Source organism: Legionella sp. 39-23 (assembly GCF_001897665.1).
Lineage (GTDB): Bacteria > Pseudomonadota > Gammaproteobacteria > Legionellales > Legionellaceae > Legionella > Legionella steelei.
In genome coordinates, this window is record NZ_MKTO01000018.1 from 296,523 (window position 1) to 313,347 (window position 16,825).

The window sequence follows — 16,825 nt, forward strand, 5'->3', positions numbered from 1 at the left end:
TAGTTGGTGCATTTGAAAGTCAAAATGGAGTTGTTTTAAAGGAATTAGGTAAGGAATTTATCGATGAATCATCATCGCTTTCTTCTAAAAGTCTAATAACTTCACTATCACTTGTAGAGTCCAATGGCCTAGGACTCTTGGGCTCTATGGGAGCTGGCGAAGAAGAATCCATCTCGCCGAATAAACCCAGTATTTTTGTATAGGAGCGTTTTGGTTGCGCTGATTCGGGAGCAATTTGCAGTTTGGGTAAAACTTTATAAAGACCATAAAGAAATGAAAGCTCCCCATCATTCAATGCTGATTGATAGAGCTTTAAATCCTGCTCATCGCCATTAAGATTGGCAAGAAAGGCTTTTGCTGCTGCAATTTTTTGGCTCCTGGGAACTCCTAAGCTTAATATATTTCCATATTCAGCCTGGCCTTCGCGCTCACGAATATAGATTGTCAGCGCCTTTTTAAGAAAATCAGTTTGCACATTACAGTCATAAGAGCTAATTAATTTTGCTAAGGGAGCGTTGGATTTAATATCATCACTTGTTAACTCCGTATGAGTAAGCAAGGTAGGAAGCAATTCGAGATGATTGTGCTTACAAATCAAATCCAAAGGCCTTAAACCTTCTTTTGTGCGAAGATTACAATCTGCCCCACTCTCAAGAAGCATTTCCACTAGTGCTTTATGGCCCTTCATGCAGGCAAGATGGAAAGGAGTTATACTATTCGCCAGTTGGTTGCAATCTGCACCTCTATTTAGCAATGCTCCTACTACTTCTTTATTTCCGTTGGCACAGGCAAAATGCAAAGGAGTTTCTTTACTTGTTGTCTGCTGATTAAAATTTGCCCCAGATTTGAGTAATAGTTCTACCACTTCGAATTGGCCGTTTACGCAAGCACTATGTAAAGGGGTTTCTTGCGAGGTCGACCGCTGATTGCAGTCCAATCCCTTTTCCAGAAATAATTGTACTAGTTCTATGTTACCGCTGCATGCTGCTGCATGGAGAACACTAAAGTTTTTTGCATTTAGCAAGTCTAAACGAGCATTATTCTTCAAAAATAGCTTAGCCAATTGCTTGTTTCCATTAATACAAGCTTCATAAAGAGGCGTATTTCCCTCTTTGTTTTGTTGATTGATATCAGCACCTTTGTCAATTAAGTATTGGGCAAATTCTACAATTTCAGGAGGAGGGTTTTTAGTTGCGGCTATGGCGTGCAGCACATTCCCTAATTCGATGGCATTATTTTTTATATTAAAACTTGGATGCTCAGCAATTTTATAGGCTAACTCATAATTTTTAACCCAAATAGCATGAAAAATTGGGCCAAAAATTTCAGGCCTGTTGACGTCTATCGATGGAATAGTTAATAAAAATTCTGCAGCCTCATTACTGCTCGATATAGCAGCCAGTGCTAAGGCAGTACCATTTGCTTGACCAGGTAAGTTCACATCGATTGTGCTAAAATCCATGCGCCGTAAAGTATCAACATCATTTCTTTCAGCCGCTATGTGTAACAGTGTAGGGCTAGATTTACTTGCTACTAATGCCTGTATTGGTTCTGTTTTCTTTAACCCCGTAAGATCTAGGGGATTATTTTGATGAGTAAATACAGAGGTTGTCATAACAATTGGCGTAGGCTCTCGAAACCAATCAAGAAAAGAAGAGTTTGAGAAATAAGAATTTAATTCATTTGCAAGTTCTTCACTGGTATAGATCTTATTTATTTCATCTAAATGATTCGTATCAATTATTTGAAACCGATTAGGTCCTATAACTCGAACATTTATTGCATGACCATTTGCACCAAATTCAATTGCTACATCAGGTATTCCTTGTAGTTTTTGGCTTATCTTTTGGAGATACTTAGTTAATTCCGTTAGCTTATATTGATCATTTGTATGGAAGGCACGCTCTAAACCGCCTAATTCCTCTAATGCCTCCGACTGAACATATTCGGAGATTTCAACTTCATGAAATTGGCGAAGAAATTTATTAAATACCTCTTTACTTTGTGGTGATAAATAAAGTGCCATACCTTCATAAAAAACAGGAACTTCTAGTAAAGCTTTTTGCGCATCGGTGAGCTCATTGAATGTTTTCTGATGGTACTTAGGATCTTCTTTTGCCCGTTGTTCGTCTTTAACTAATAATTTTTTTACATTGGTAATATCTTGTGCAAGTTTTTCAGGTTTATCTGCATATTGCTCAAGGAGCTTTAATCTTTGCATAAAAGTCTTTTCTTCTCCTGAACATACAGCCTGAATCCACATGCTGGAGAAACCTTTGCACAATCCCCTTTGAGATAGAGAGTAACCAAGATGTATCCCTATCATGATGAGCTGAGAATGACGCATATTCAGTACTCCTACGGCATATTTTTTAATTATAGGTTAAATTTTAGACTCCAGAACAAATAGTCCGTGGCAATGATGACTTGTACTCGGTAAAGTGGGTAAGTTGATCAAAACGATTTTTTATGTGCCAGAAACGTGCCACCAGTGTAAGAAGTGATTTAAAGCTGCAACAACTTACTTTACTATCCTTTGTTTCAAGATGGTCAACTTACTGACCGGGAGAAGTTGTCCATGAGATAGATCAGACCATTGATTAGGCTAATGCCCACTCCCCCTCTCCCACTCGTGGGAGAGGAGATTTCTTAATGGCAGTAAGAAAAAAGCTCAAAACAAATTTATTTTTGTAGAGAATACCCATCATCGAGCCAGCCTTGTAGCCCAGTTTCTAATGAATAAACATCGGTGTATCCCATTTTTTGTAAATTGTCGGCAACCAACGCAGATCGAAATCCCCCGCTGCAATAAACAATAACTTGCTCATCTAAATTAGGAATTGTTTTTTCAATATCTCGTTCAATAACGCCCTTACTCAAGTGTATTGCTGTTGCAATATACCCTGTTTCCCTTTCATTAAGTTCGCGTACATCAATAAGGGACATATGCTCTTTAGATTCAATTTTTTCTTTTAATATTTTAGGACTTATTTCTTTAATACGTTTTTTAGATTCAGTTACCAACGATAAAAATCCCGGTGCATGTTGCTTTTTCATCAAGTTCTCCCATGTTTTTATTGCATATTATTTTTTTTCACAAGGCACTTTCATATTTCATCGATGTCCGCAAATTCATTTTGTTTAAATTTAACTCCATATTTTGTAATTATGATCATATAATCCACTAAATCAACTTAACGCATCAAAAGTTTCCGGAGTGGTTGTAATGAAATCAAAAACGTTTTTTAACCATGTACCTAAACGTGAGCACGTAGGTCATAAGCATCAAAATGAATATTCTAGAAGAGTATTAGACTTTGTTTTAAAAGAAAAGTGGCATACTGAAATAACCTCTTCAATTCCAAAATACGTTCAAAACTTCAAAAAAATGTACTCAACGAAGTTTGATACATTTCCCAAAATTGCGGAATCAATAGAAAAACAGAATAAGGGACGATTTATTTACAGAGGCATGAGCCTTAGGGAGTTAGTAGATGTCCTAAGTCATACAAAATTCATATGCGCACCCAAGCAAAAACAAGACCACTATGATATTGCTGAGCACGTTGTAGCGAATAATACATCAAGATTTCTCTCTTTAACGCCATCATTAATCCTTGGTAGTCGATACGCCAGTATAAGCAGCATAATTCCCAGTAATGGGGCAATAATGCAAACCAATCTACCACCCTTTTTTATTGATCCTAAAGAGCTGCTAGGCACGCATCCAGAGTTATATCAGCGCTACCATCAACGTAAAGAAAATGATGAACGCGCAACTGACACCGCGAATTTTCAAGGAGTATCCGATGTGATGGAAACAACCTCAGGAAACTCAGAAATCACAATGATTAGGAATTTTGGCAAAACTTATGTCGGATTAGGAATGCACGATGTAAAATCAATTCATTTATTAACCGTTCCCGGTCAAATATTGTGGCAATGGACAAGCATAAAAACGCCTTTACATGAAATTACCTTTGAAAATCCAGAGTATAAGCCTAGAGTTTGTGTGATTAAAACTGGCTTTGTAGCCCATGATAATTATCTTAAAGATGAGTTTGATTTAGTTAACAAAAGAAATAGAGGTATGGGGCTCATTCCTCCTGAAGGTAGAGTGATTACATTGCATGAAGCAAAAAAAATAGCAGAATCAGGTTTATTGGAGCAAATTAACAAGGCATACGAGAGTGAGGATACCTATGTTTTTTCACATGTTCCAACATACATTCCAATTAATGATATAGACGCAATTATGGAATATATAAATCAAACCATTAGATCATTGCCTAACCTGAAAAAAATAATGCAAGGGCCTACAATAGAAGAAATCCCAGACTCAGAACCAGAAAGACCTAAAACAGTATAAATTACATCGATAAAAATCAGACTGTCAATTTATTGACATGGTAAATGCAGGCGATTTGGTACAGCAGCTATCAAATCGCCCTTTTTTAGTGATGACCTTTTCTAATGCGCTTATACCAACCTTTTAACTCAGGCCAAAATGCAATGATGAAGATTATAAGGGTAAACAAAATCACTGAAATGACCATTTGCACAATAGGAAACTTCAGCTCATCATGTGCAACAAACCAACTTGTAATCGATCCTGAGACCACAAAAAGTAATCTTAAAAGCCAAAAAAACATAAATAACACTCCAGATAATTTATGTGCTTACATGCTATTTGAGTATGGTTAAAATTAAGCCTGAAATAGACTACGTCCATGACCGGAACTGTTCACCAGATTTTCTTAATTCCATTATTATTTTCTGCGTACGTACAATAAAGCCATAACACATGAAGCTTTGCGCGATAACTCATCACTACCGCGGCTAGTAAGGATAATAGGCACATGAGCTCCTAATACTATTCCCGCCGCTTCAATACCGGATAAATAAGTCATTTGCTTGTAAAGCATATTACCCGACTCAACATCAGGAACAACCAAAATATCCGCATTACCAGCAACTGGAGAACAAATACCCTTTTCACGCGCTGACTCCATGGATACAGCATTATCAAATGCCAAAGGGCCATCTAAAACTCCACCAGTTATCTGTCCACGCTCAGCCATTTTACACAAAGCGGTTGCATCGAGAGTCGATGGAATTTTTTCATTTACAGTTTCAACTGCAGAAAGAATAGCAACATTAGGAGTACCTAGTTTAAGCGCATGGAATAAATCAATGGCATTTTGCACAATGTCACATTTTTCTTTTAAATTAGGAAAAAGATTAATTGCTGCGTCAGTTAAAAAAATTGGCTTTGGATATCCAGGTACATCCAAAGCGAATACATGACTCATCCGACGCCCTGTTCGCAAGCCATTTTCTTTAACAACAACAGGCTTCATCAGCTCCTCAGTATGAATTTTCCCCTTCATAATCGCTTCAACTTTTTTTGTTGCAGCGAGTTTCACTGCTATTTCAGCGGCTTCGTTGCTGTGTTCTGTAGCAATAAGTTCATAAGCAGAAATATCAACTAAGGCCTCCTTTGCGGCATCAAGAATTTTTTGTTTCGGTCCAACAAGAATAGGAGTAATTAAACCTGCTTCAGCAGAGGCAACAGCACCTTTTAGAGACAGCACATCAACTGGATGCACTACTGCAGTTTTAAGGGGTTTTAAGGAGTTTTTTGCTGTAATTAAGCGCTGATACCAATGTTCTTGCTTCGGCTTCAACTCTACTGCAGGAAGTTCAACACGTTTCCTTCTCACCTTTGCTGTTGGGGCGATAACCGTTGCAAGGCCACTAATGACCGTTTTTCCTAACTGATTCACACACTTACAATCAAGTTCAACAATGTGTTGTTCGGGTATTTTATTGACTACTACAAGTGTAACGGTGACTGTATCACCTAAAGCAACTGGATGTTCAAACTTTAAAGTTTGATCTAAATAAATAGTTCCAGGACCAGGCAGCTCTGTTCCTAGGACTGTAGATAAAAGAGACGCACCCCACATCCCATGAGCAATGATTTTATGAAACATATCATTTTGAGCATACTCTGCATCAACATGTGCGGGATTTACATCTCCAGACATAACCGCAAAAAGCTCAATGTCTTCCTTGGTTAATGTTCGTATTAAACTTGCTGACTCACCGATTGCTAATTCATCAAAGACATGGTTTTCAATATAACTCATTTGTATGCCTATTATTATAAAGGTTTATGTAAATCTGCCAAAATAAGTTTGATATACAAAAGTAATTTGTCAAGCAAAATAGTTTTCGCTATATAGTCTACAGTTTAATAAATACCCATCATTATGTAACGTAAAACATTTAGGAATAATGATTATGATGCATGCTATGGTTTTGGAAAAGCCAGGACACAAACTAATCTACAAACAGGTAAAAAAGCCAACTCCTAAAGAAGAAGAAGTACTCATCAAAGTGCATGCCTGTGGTATTTGTCGAACCGATTTACATGTTGTAGACGGGGAATTAAAAAATCCCACGCTTCCACTGATTCCAGGTCACCAAATTGTTGGTACCATCGAAAAAATCGGCTCTTCAGTCCCCCATTTTGAGATCGGTCAACGAATTGGAGTTCCTTGGTTAGGCGGAAGTTGTGGGACGTGCTCATTTTGCTTGTCTGGGCGCGAAAATCTTTGTGATAACGCTCGTTTTACTGGCTATCAAATAGACGGTGGATTCGCAGAATATTGTGTTGCGAACCACCGGTTTTGCTTTCCCATACCCGATGGATATTCTGATTATCAAGCTGCACCACTCTTTTGTGCCGGGTTAATTGGCTATCGTGCTTTATTAAAAACCAATAATGCCGAGCACTTAGGATTATATGGTTTTGGCGCTGCAGCGCATATTCTTATTCAAGTAGCACAAAAGCAAAAACGAAAAGTATATGCTTTCACTAGCCCCGGCGACACCCATGCTCAGGAGTTTGCTTATAAGCTAGGAGCTACATGGGCTGGAGACTCAGATAAATCGCCACCACATCTTCTTGATGCTGCAATCATTTTTGCACCTGTTGGCACGCTTGTCCCACTTGCACTTCGCAATACAACAAAAGGTGGTATTGTTGTTTGTGCAGGAATCCACATGAGTGACATCCCCAGTTTTCCTTATAATATTCTCTGGGGTGAACGAACTCTTTGCTCTGTTGCCAACCTCACGCGCAAAGATGGAGAAGATTTTTTATCATTAGCACCAAATGTACCCGTTAAAACAGAAACTCATACTTATCCATTGACCGAAGTCAATCAGGCGCTTGAGGATCTTCGTCATGGAAGGTTTACAGGTGCTGCAGTTATCACTATCTAAAGTCTGAGTAACCAAATCTGTGGTATATCCCCTCCCCTAACCCACTCCCCAAAGGGACGCAGGAGAGGGCATTAAATAATTTTCCGTAATCAGGAGTCAATACAAGCCCTGGGTTCCGCTAACGTCGCACTCATGTTACAAAAACGAGACAACTTTTTATTGTTAATGCCTCTTGATTTGGTGCATGAGATTTGGGAGTATCGGCATATGACATCTGTGCCATTTTATTTATCAAAGGGAATTATTATGTTTCAACAAGCAATAGTACGTACACCATCACCCAACCTAATTCATGGCTTAACATCAACTACGGGATTAGGTCGTCCAGATTATGTCAAAGCCCTTGAGCAACATCAAAATTACATTAAAGCATTATCCAGCTGTGGTGTGGAAGTTACTGTCTTACCTGCTACAAACGATTTCCCTGATTCATGTTTTGTCGAAGATCCAGCCCTTCTTACAGATAAAGTTGCAATTCTGACTCGACCAGGAGCTCTATCAAGACAAGGCGAAGTTGATTTAATTGAACCATGCATTCAATCTTTTTATAAAGGACGCACCTATAGAATAGAAGCCCCAGGAACGTTAGAAGCGGGGGATGTCATGCAAGTAGAGGATGTTTTTTACATAGGAATTTCACAGCGCACCAATCTTGATGGCGCGCAACAATTGACTTCAATATTGGCACAATTTGGCTATAAAAGTACGTTAATCGAACTTAAAAAATTCCTTCATTTAAAAACAGGCATTTCCTATCTTGGGAATGGTCACGTGCTAGTCAATGGTGAATTAGTGAATCATCCTGCCTTGATGTCATTGAAACAATTAATTGTTGATGATAACGAAGCTTATGCAGCAAATTGTATTAGGGTGAATAATGCAGTCATTATGCCTCAAGGTTTTCACCACACCACAGAAATGGTACGTAATTCAGGTTGTGACGTCATTTCTGTGGATGTAAGTGAATTTCGTAAAATTGATGGTGGTTTAAGCTGTTTATCATTGAGATTTTAATGAATAAAAAGCTAACTGTTTTTAGTTTAACATTGATGACCGTTGGTTCAGTTGATAGCATACGCAATTTACCTGCTGCGGCATTAGTTGGCACAGATATTTTCTGGTATTTTGGACTGGCGTTATGCTTCTTTTTGCTGCCCAGCGCAATTATTGCAGGATGGTTTTCTTCTCAGTCTCATGAGGGAATCTACGGATGGGTCAAAAAAAGTCTAGGCCCAAAAGCAGGCTTTATCGCCATTTGGTTCCAATGGATGCAAAACATCCTTATTTATCCCACATTTTTCAGCTTTATCGCGGGAACACTTTTATATTGTATCAATCCGAATTACATTGAGAATAAAGTACTTCTTTTTATCCTAATCAATCTTTTTATTTGGTGTTTGACTTGGGTTAACATAAAAGGCATTTACTTGTCTCATCGAGTGACTGTTTTTTGCTCCATATTTGGATTATTGCTTCCATTTATCTTAATTTTGGCTATAGGGACTATTTGGATGATCTTTTATCCTCAATCCCTAAACCATATTTCCCCATCCAATCAGGATTCATGGGCATCTCTAACCGCGATTATTCTTTCTTTTTGTGGGATTGAGATTGCTGGTGTTTATACCCAGGAAAGTAAGCCAGGCGCTTTACCTGTTGCCATTGTGCTTTCAGTAATTATTATTTTTGTTACGATGCTCTTTGGTTCACTGACTTTAGCATTCATCCTTTCTCCAAAACAATTGAATCTTATTGGTGGCATTCCCGAACTATTTCAAGTATTTTTTACGCAAATTCAATTTGCTAACCTAAGTTTGGTTGTCAATATTTTAATTGTTTTGGGCTGTGTTGGTTGCGCTAATAATTGGCTTATCTCTCCACTGAAAGGCCTTTTGTTTGCGAGCAATGATCTCCACCATTCAGCACATCAATCCCCATCCAAATTCTTGCTGATCCAAGCATGTGGCGTGTCGTTTATAAGCACCCTTTTTTTATTATTTCCAAGCATTAACGCCTCATACTGGTTTATGATTACTTTAGCAACGCAAATGTATTTATTCATGTATGCGTTTATGTTTGCAGGGGCAATACGATTAGCATGGCAAGAAAAAAAACGCTTTTATTGGTTAATTACCACATGCTCTATTTTTGGATTCATAGGTATTACCATTTCTCTTGTAGTTAGTTTTACACCACCTAGTTCGTTAAAATATGGATCGTTATTACGCTATGATTTATTGATTATTGCATGTTTGTTACTCATTGGTTTTTCATCTATTTTATGGAAAAAAGTGCTAAAAGGGTCCGCAAACAATGCACAGCAATTTGGGCTATTGATAGATCAACAACCTCAAGATTAACATATTGATTTATCTGTTTATTAGGAAACTAGCTACTTTACTTTAAACCTTAAAAAGTTTATAATTTGAACAGATGTTTAATATTGGAGTCTCTTCCGTGCCTACTACTTCATTGCCCACCCGATCTGTACCAATGACTTTAAGTGAAAGTCAACTAGAACGATTGTTTGCATCCATAGAACGAAATGGCAATCCTCATACCGCACAAACAGATTCTTATTTAGCAATTCAGCTTCTTTCTCGTTTTGGACTACAGAATGCGAAACAAGTAGCTGAGTTTCTTAAAACAGCTGGTGGTCACGAAACCATCAACATGATAGTTCAAGAGCTTGTGAAAGAAGAGGCACAAATTCAATATATCAGAGAGCAAACCGCAGAAGAAATGCTCAAGCAAGAAGGCTTGCTTCTTCGCCTTCTTGCATTCATTGCAAAAGATAAAGAGCTTGCGAAACACGTCAATCAAATTATTCAACAACAAATCGATCAAAAACTTAAAGAAACAAAAACTGTTGAAGGAAGTAGTGCTAACTCTATTGCGATACAAATCTTGGACGCTAATATTCGAGCCTATAGCAACGTACTTAACGCTCTTAATGAAGAACAAGAAGCTCTGGAAGAAGAATTAGAGGAAATAGAAGAAGCGCTGAATGCTCTTGAAGAAGAAGCCTTATTAATGGAAGAAGAGCATGCCCATATGACTGACCATTTGGATGCGCTTAATGCGTTTCTTCAAGCACCCCTGTTCAACAATCAACCAATTACTCAATTTGCTAGTTATTCAAGCCAACAAATAGCTTCTTTAAGTGCACAACTTGCAGCGCTTAGAGCGCAACATACTGCACAGGTTGTCCCCTCAATTGATGTCAGTAGAGCACAAACCATTGAATCACCTATCGACAGAAAAATTCGCATGCTGCAAGAGCGACTTGACTTTTATCAAAATCAATTTGCACAACCTCCACATAGTCATGAACAAGTAGTTCAACGATTAATCGATCAGGTACGTGCTCGATTAGCCGAAATGCAACATCACGATGAAATGCAAGTGCCTCTGATGTCCCGTCAACGTGAATTGGATGGATTAAGATTACAAGAACGTGGATTCCTGCAAGCACAGCAGTTTTTGAAAAAAGAAAAAATTCTCCTTAATGCCCATTTGGAACCTGTTAATGATTTTAATCAGGCTTACTTAATTATTGATCCGAGTCATAAAGCACGTTATCAAAAACACGGTGATTCCTATGTCGTTCTTTCTGAGGGCCTTGATCCACAGCGTTTGAGCGAAGATGACTGGTTGCAAGCAAAACTAAACTATGAGCGCGCAAAAGCCGATGTTTGTTGTGTTAATGCCGATTACCATGCGAGAAGACAGCAACGATTTGACTCACTGAATCAACGTATGGAACCTCTTCAACTTAAGAAAAACAATTTCATTGATCGTCTTGATCAAGTTAAGGCAAATAAGGTTGAGATACTTCATGCATTATCCAGTGCTAAAGCACAACGTGCGTTACTAAACCAACCTCGTGAGGAAGTTACGCCTTTGGCAATGTCTCCCAGACCAACTCCCAAAGCAACGCCTAAACCCGCTCCCAAATGCAGCTACTCACTGATGATGCGCAATTTAGAGTGCTTGGTACCAACCCATGCACCTGCGCCACGCCCTACAGACATTAGAAATGTGAGAGATGTACTTGAAGCAGTGGTTTCACCTGCTCGAAAAAATGAATTGGATGAACTCATCAATGAAGTCAGACCTGGTGAAATTATGCAGCCAGAAGTAAGACTTGGTTGGCTCTATAGAATCAAAAAACTCATACCGGATATCCCTGTACCCGAGTTGGACTCTCAATTAAAATTTAAAAAATAACAATACACTCACGTACTCGTGAGTGTCATAGAAGATAAGTGTAGGCAGGGCATAGCAGCCCAGTCTACGTTTGTCACGAAAAGCTAAGGCAATGAGGCAGTAGAAATGAGCACAGAGCCTAATTCTTTTGATAATCTATTTGACAAGATCGAAGACAAATTGGTACCATCAAAAAATAAATAATTTATTCCACACTCTGTAATATATATGAACAACAACGCGCATCATCAATGTTATTTAAGCAACTCTTTTGGGTTGGTGCGTGCTATTGCTTCTGTCGCGTCTGTGGTGGTGGTCGTCGTGGTCTTTCTCTCCTCACCCTAGAGTTGCGTTTTCGATTATTTAGCCTCTCTAGGGAGAAGGCAAAATAATCAAACGATACGACTAACTATCTTGAGGAAATTCACTATGGGAAACACACTCGATGCAGAGGCATCGCAGAAACAAATCACTTATCGCGCCATCTTTATCATTAGTTTATGTGCTGCATTTTTATTTTATAAATATATCCTCCAAAATTTTCCAAGCGTAATGCCTCAACAATTGATGGATACATTTAACCTACAAGGACTAGGTCTTGGTGTTTTATCAGGAGTATATTTCTGGACCTATCTGATTGTGCCTTTATTTGTAGGAATTATTCTCGATCATTATGGAACACGCTGGGTTACAACAGGGGCCATTTTTTGCTGCGCTATCGGAATTTATATTTTCTCCCAAGCCCAGGAGTTAAATACCGCGATTTTAGGGCGTGCTTTAACAGGAGTTGGTGTTTCCTTTGCTTCCATCGCTTATTTCAAATTAGCAGCAGTATGGTTTCCAAACAAATATTATGCATTGCTTACCTCGTTCCTTGTTACCGCTGCCATGGTTGGTGCAATATTTGGACAAATGCCGCTAGCATGGTTAGTCAGTCAGATCGGATGGAGAGCCAGTTTAGTTGATGTAGCTTGGATGGGGATCATTTTAGCCTTCTTGTTCCTGTTTGTTGTTCAAGACAAACCATCCTATTCCATTGAATCATCAAAATCTGAAACTCATGCTTCTAAAAACCCGCATTTATGGCAAGATATTTTGTTAATAGTAAAAAATAAACAAAACTGGCTATTAACCGGATACAGTGGTTTAGCATTCTCTCCCATAGTTATTTTTTGTGGCTTATGGGGAAATCCTTTTTTGCAACAAGCATATCATTTAGACAAATTAGTTGCCCCATCTCTCATTTCTCTGGTTTTTGTAGGATTAGCTCTTGCATGTCCTGTATTTGCTTTATTTACTAACCGCATACAAAATCGTTGTGCTTTTATGTTTTACAGTACTTTAGTGTCTGCTTTATCCATTAGTTTGGTAATCTACGCACATCCTATGCCACTCTGGTTACTGAGCATATTGCTCTTCCTTTTTGGGTTTAGTTTAGGGGCATTTCCAATCGTATTTGTAATTGGAAAAGAATCAAATCCATTATACCTGGCAGGTACAGTAACCTCTTTAATCAATGCCAGCGATGCATTTCTGGATGCAGTTACTGAGCCAGCAATAGGAAAACTTCTTGATGTCTTTAGTAATGCCAGTACTTCTCATGAGTTTTCACTATTTAGTTATCATATCGCTCTCGCTATTTTGCCGTTATACCAGATAATCGGAGCATTTTTGATGCGATGGGTTAAAGATGAGCATCGTGCGGTACATTAAGGAGCATGTTGTACGTCGTAGACTCCTCAGCAAGGTAGGCTGGGCTGTTAAGTCCAGCACTTTAATATTTCGCTAAAATTCCCTTAAAAATAAGATCAATGCTAAACGCTGGGCTTAACAGCCTAGCCGACAATCACTACTATTCCTTTTCCTGCTTCATGATAACAACTCAATACTCTCAACATGAACATATACCCAGGCAAATATGCCCGAAGTAAGTTTCACTTGAATCCGTTTGTAATCTTCCACCTCATAAGAATCAGCTTTTTTTAACTCTTCGGGACTTATCTCAAACACCATCCCATCCACACTATCCGTTGATTTTCCAGTATATGTAATAATTGGATGTTCATCTTCACCGCTTGCAGCAATGACGCTGGAATCTTTTATCTTAACTTTAGACATGCCAAAACCAGGAAGGCTATCTACTGCTCCATGTAACTTTCTTCCAAAATTACTTAATTGAACCGATTCATAACGTAATGTTCCATAAGAAAATAGCTTTTCAGTATTCACAACAATCTACCTCTAAATAATCGAATTGTGGCCGATTATCCAGGTTTTTTTATCAATCACAAGATTGCTGGCTTTAGAATAGTTTAAATATTTATGATCAAATAAATAACTCATTTTTTAATTGAAAGCTTTGTTATACTGTAATTATGTGCACATACTTTTAGGGACAAAATAAATGCGCTTATTACCAATTTTTTGTATTCTATATGTATGTACTAATTCATCTGTTTTGGCAGCAAAACAACACACTTATCGTGATGCGGTAGGTCTTCGTCATAGTTTGTCAAAGCAAGAACTTTCTATTTATATCGATCAAAACAAAATATTAAAAAATATCCCCTACTTACAAAAAACAGGTATCGTTGATACAAATCTTTCCAATACAGAGGCGGGTTTCTATGCCACTGAACTCGCAGCACAAGTATCCATACCGTATGTCACTAAAATTATTCAAAAACTGTATTCTTCGAATGTAAAAGCAGATCAAATTTATATTAAGTCCTACCTTCTTGCTACGGACTCATATGGTAATAACACGCCATCCTTTTGTTATTCATTTACTTTTAACCGTCAGCTGTATCAAAAAATTAATTGGAAAAATTTTCAAGCAAATAATATTGTAAAAATTGTCCCTGATTTCAAAGTATCAGACATGTGCAAAGCACTTGCTGAAACAAGTCCTCTTAGTATTTGAAAGTATTAACGATTTATTCGAATGCATGCTTGAACTTGCTACGACTTTATTACGACCCATCTTTTTGGCTTCCTAAAGTGCTTCGTCAGCTTGGGATATTAAAGCATCTATTCTTTCGCCGTCATAAGGATAAAAAGATATCCCAATGGAGATAGTCACTGAAAAACGATAAGTGGCGGTACGTAAACGATTATGAATTAAGTCTGACTACCTTCTAAGCTGTATTTATCTAAAGCCAATAATATCTTTTCTTCAAGTGACTTGGCTTTTTCTAAGGGTTGATTCACCCCATTGATAATAATAGAAAAAATAAATGTTTTTTCATTTGGATTAATCATAAAACCCGATAGTGAAGAAATATCATGCATTGAACCCGTTTTTGCGTATACTTTTTTCTCAAGTATTGTTTTCTTCATTCTATCTTTGAGTGTTCCTGAAACACCTGCTTGTGGTAAGGCCTTGAAGAAAATCGTATTCATGTCTTTATCATGATAAAGATCGCTAAGTAGGTTGACCATTTGTTCCGCCGTCACCAAATTATAACGAGTGCCTTCACCATCCACGATCTCCATTTGCGTCATATTAAGATGTGTATGCTCAGATAATATTTTTTTAATCGCAAAAGCACCTTCTTTATGAGTTCCCTTTCCGGTGAGTGAATAACCTAATTTTTTAGTTAAACTGTTTGCATAAAGATTATCAGATTGCTGTAACATATGTGTTATTAATTTACTAAGGGGTTTAGATTGGAAACTGGCAACAAAAGCAGTATCTGATGGAGATACTCCCGTAGTGATCGTTCCTTTCACGGCAATATTGCTTTGATTAAGGGTCTTTTTGACTACTTGTTTTACTAATAAAATGGGATCAGGAATAGCAAGTTCGATTAATTTTGGGTTTTTATCCTGAATCATGCAACCATATAAGCGCACAGTATTATTGGGTTTCGTTTCAAGATTCAGACTACAATGATTTTTTTCCTCTTCTTTACTCACTGTCACTACTTCATTAATAAGAGTTAAAGCTTTGGGAAGAGTTTTGGGCTTCGCCTTGGCGAGTTGGCCTAATTCATTTGCACTAATTAATTCATAAACCACTTTATTATCATTCAAAATTGCTGCGGTATCTGGTGCCGCGTAATACCATCCTAAATCGTCATAAGAGGTTCCACTTGGATAATATGGGGATTGATATTGTGAGCTATCAATTATCACATTGCCGTTTACTGTGTTTACATTATTTTTTTGCAAACTCAGTACTAAAGAAGTCAAATTATCTACAGTAAAAGACGGTGACCCAGTAAATTGAAGATAGTAATCCTGATTTTTTCGTGACAGTGTGGTTATAAAACGGTAGTCTGGTTTTAATTGATAAAGCGCAGCTGCTGCTGTAAGCACTTTCATACCACTGGCTGGAGACAATAGTTTATCCGCATTTCTGCTGTAAACAACTTGCCCGGTCTGAGCATCTTTAATCAATACGCCAACGGTTGCATGGGGCAATTGTTGTGCAATAATCCCATCTATTTTTTCTGAAAGCGTTTGAGAATTGCCAAGTTGGCTGACGAATAAAGCTGCGAAAGCCCATAAATAATTAGAATAGCGCACGACAAATACCCTAATAAGATACGTAGAGTATAGCTTTACCCATTCAGAGACGAAGTGCAACCCCTAATCTAAGTATTTTGCAGCTGCATCAGTCCCAGACACATCTCTTTCATAATGACACCGAACTTGATATGTATATAAAAGGATGTTGTTTCTTATCCAGCCAATAAAGTAGTTTTAACAAATGAGGTTTATCCAGAGCAAGACATCCATGTGTTCCTACATTAATCGATTGCCAAAGATGTATGAAAATAGCACTACCGGCTCCAGGGACCACTGGATTCATATTGTAATTGATGACTGCACCCATTTTATATGCGTCAATAAGCATCAATTCATAGCTTTTGGCGTTTGTATCGCCGCTGACCCACGTGTTATAACGCTCATGAGAAACATCATCTATAAATTTATCATCCGCAGTGATGTATTTAAAATCCATTTTAAGCGCTAAAGGTTCTGATCCAAATGCAGTACCCAGGGAATATAAACCAGCTGGGGTTTTCATATCCCCTTCCTTCTTTTTCCCTATAGGCGCTATACCCTCTTTCCCCACAACGGCAGGAAAAGAATCCAATGCCTGTATCCATGAATTTTTTCGTTTCTTACATGCTGTCACTTTTACTTCAAAGCCCTTGATGAGCTGTACTACAATCACTTGTAATGATGAGTTTGGAACATCTTGTAACGCGGCTACATCACAAGGCTCAGCAGCTTGTTTAGTCATTGGCATAAAGAGACAAACTAAAATGAGTAAAAGTACCAAAAAAACATATGTAATTTTTGATTTTACCAT

Annotated in this window: 14 protein-coding genes; 7 read left to right on the forward strand and 7 right to left on the reverse strand. The window is 37.9% G+C overall.

Translation table 11 applies throughout. From position 1 onward, the window contains the following. Nucleotides 1-19 precede the first annotated feature (19 nt). On the reverse strand, nt 20-2,347 hold the full coding sequence (locus BGO44_RS08330; protein WP_273197940.1) for an ankyrin repeat domain-containing protein: 2,328 nt from the start codon (nt 2,345-2,347) through the stop codon (nt 20-22). A gap of 335 nt (nt 2,348-2,682) precedes the next feature. Further along, the gene (locus BGO44_RS08335; RefSeq protein WP_058510394.1) at nt 2,683-3,057 is read right to left on the reverse strand and encodes a rhodanese-like domain-containing protein; all 375 of its coding nucleotides are present in this window, start codon (nt 3,055-3,057) and stop codon (nt 2,683-2,685) included. 169 nt (nt 3,058-3,226) lie between these two features. On the opposite strand from BGO44_RS08335, the gene BGO44_RS08340 reads away from it, so the two are divergent. Further along, nucleotides 3,227-4,369: a hypothetical protein gene (locus BGO44_RS08340; protein ID WP_058510395.1), complete on the forward strand. Its 1,143-nt coding sequence runs from the start codon at nt 3,227-3,229 to the stop codon at nt 4,367-4,369. A 400-nt stretch (nt 4,370-4,769) separates the two neighbouring features. Here BGO44_RS08340 and BGO44_RS08345 read toward each other — a convergent pair whose 3' ends face one another. After that, a complete protein-coding gene (locus BGO44_RS08345; protein WP_273197942.1) occupies nt 4,770-6,152 on the reverse strand; it encodes a bifunctional enoyl-CoA hydratase/phosphate acetyltransferase in 1,383 nt (460 codons plus the stop codon). Nucleotides 6,153-6,309: 157 nt separating this feature from the next. Between BGO44_RS08345 and BGO44_RS08350 the strand changes: the two genes are divergently transcribed. From BGO44_RS08350 to BGO44_RS08370, 5 genes are all read left to right on the forward strand, one after another. Next, nucleotides 6,310-7,293: a zinc-dependent alcohol dehydrogenase family protein gene (locus BGO44_RS08350; RefSeq protein ID WP_058511678.1), complete on the forward strand. Its 984-nt coding sequence runs from the start codon at nt 6,310-6,312 to the stop codon at nt 7,291-7,293. A 132-nt stretch (nt 7,294-7,425) separates the two neighbouring features. Then, a complete protein-coding gene (locus BGO44_RS08355) occupies nt 7,426-8,307 on the forward strand; it encodes a dimethylarginine dimethylaminohydrolase family protein (RefSeq protein ID WP_273197944.1) in 882 nt (293 codons plus the stop codon). After that, nucleotides 8,307-9,653, forward strand: a complete 1,347-nt coding sequence (locus BGO44_RS08360; protein WP_273197945.1) for an APC family permease — start codon at nt 8,307-8,309, stop codon at nt 9,651-9,653. Before BGO44_RS08355 ends, BGO44_RS08360 begins: the two co-directional genes overlap by 1 nt. A 97-nt stretch (nt 9,654-9,750) precedes the next feature. Next, a complete protein-coding gene (locus BGO44_RS08365; protein ID WP_273197946.1) occupies nt 9,751-11,523 on the forward strand; it encodes a hypothetical protein in 1,773 nt (590 codons plus the stop codon). 408 nt (nt 11,524-11,931) lie between these two features. Next, nucleotides 11,932-13,215: an MFS transporter gene (locus BGO44_RS08370; protein WP_273197948.1), complete on the forward strand. Its 1,284-nt coding sequence runs from the start codon at nt 11,932-11,934 to the stop codon at nt 13,213-13,215. Nucleotides 13,216-13,371: 156 nt separating this feature from the next. On the opposite strand, the gene BGO44_RS08375 is transcribed toward BGO44_RS08370, so the two are convergent. After that, nucleotides 13,372-13,731: a gamma-glutamylcyclotransferase family protein gene (locus BGO44_RS08375; protein WP_273197949.1), complete on the reverse strand. Its 360-nt coding sequence runs from the start codon at nt 13,729-13,731 to the stop codon at nt 13,372-13,374. A gap of 175 nt (nt 13,732-13,906) precedes the next feature. Here BGO44_RS08375 and BGO44_RS08380 point away from each other — a divergent pair, with 175 nt between their 5' ends. Continuing rightward, complete coding sequence (locus tag BGO44_RS08380; RefSeq protein WP_058510401.1) at nt 13,907-14,425, forward strand: hypothetical protein; 519 nt, start codon at nt 13,907-13,909, stop codon at nt 14,423-14,425. A gap of 72 nt (nt 14,426-14,497) precedes the next feature. On the opposite strand, the gene BGO44_RS08385 is transcribed toward BGO44_RS08380, so the two are convergent. From BGO44_RS08385 to BGO44_RS08395, 3 genes are all read right to left on the reverse strand, one after another. Further along, on the reverse strand, nt 14,498-14,623 hold the full coding sequence (locus BGO44_RS08385) for a diguanylate cyclase domain-containing protein (RefSeq protein ID WP_273198022.1): 126 nt from the start codon (nt 14,621-14,623) through the stop codon (nt 14,498-14,500). Beyond that, entirely contained in the window at nt 14,623-16,032 is a 1,410-nt protein-coding gene (dacB, locus tag BGO44_RS08390) for a D-alanyl-D-alanine carboxypeptidase/D-alanyl-D-alanine endopeptidase (RefSeq protein ID WP_273197951.1), read from the reverse strand. The genes BGO44_RS08385 and dacB overlap by 1 nt, the downstream gene beginning before the upstream one ends. A gap of 109 nt (nt 16,033-16,141) precedes the next feature. Beyond that, the gene (locus BGO44_RS08395; RefSeq protein WP_273197953.1) at nt 16,142-16,825 is read right to left on the reverse strand and encodes a L,D-transpeptidase family protein; all 684 of its coding nucleotides are present in this window, start codon (nt 16,823-16,825) and stop codon (nt 16,142-16,144) included.

Bases quoted from the DNA above. Each gene is read 5' to 3' on its own strand.
- BGO44_RS08350 (WP_058511678.1), top strand. From the start codon at position 6,310: ATGCATGCTATGGTTTTGGAAAAGCCAGGACACAAACTAATCTACAAA.
- BGO44_RS08335 (WP_058510394.1), bottom strand. From the start codon at position 3,057: ATGAAAAAGCAACATGCACCGGGATTTTTATCGTTGGTAACTGAATCT.
- BGO44_RS08355 (WP_273197944.1), top strand. From the start codon at position 7,426: ATGTTACAAAAACGAGACAACTTTTTATTGTTAATGCCTCTTGATTTG.
- BGO44_RS08345 (WP_273197942.1), bottom strand. From the start codon at position 6,152: ATGAGTTATATTGAAAACCATGTCTTTGATGAATTAGCAATCGGTGAG.
- BGO44_RS08360 (WP_273197945.1), top strand. From the start codon at position 8,307: ATGAATAAAAAGCTAACTGTTTTTAGTTTAACATTGATGACCGTTGGT.
- BGO44_RS08370 (WP_273197948.1), top strand. From the start codon at position 11,932: ATGGGAAACACACTCGATGCAGAGGCATCGCAGAAACAAATCACTTAT.
- BGO44_RS08395 (WP_273197953.1), bottom strand. From the start codon at position 16,825: ATGGTAAAATCAAAAATTACATATGTTTTTTTGGTACTTTTACTCATT.
- BGO44_RS08330 (WP_273197940.1), bottom strand. From the start codon at position 2,347: ATGCGTCATTCTCAGCTCATCATGATAGGGATACATCTTGGTTACTCT.
- BGO44_RS08380 (WP_058510401.1), top strand. From the start codon at position 13,907: ATGCGCTTATTACCAATTTTTTGTATTCTATATGTATGTACTAATTCA.
- BGO44_RS08340 (WP_058510395.1), top strand. From the start codon at position 3,227: ATGAAATCAAAAACGTTTTTTAACCATGTACCTAAACGTGAGCACGTA.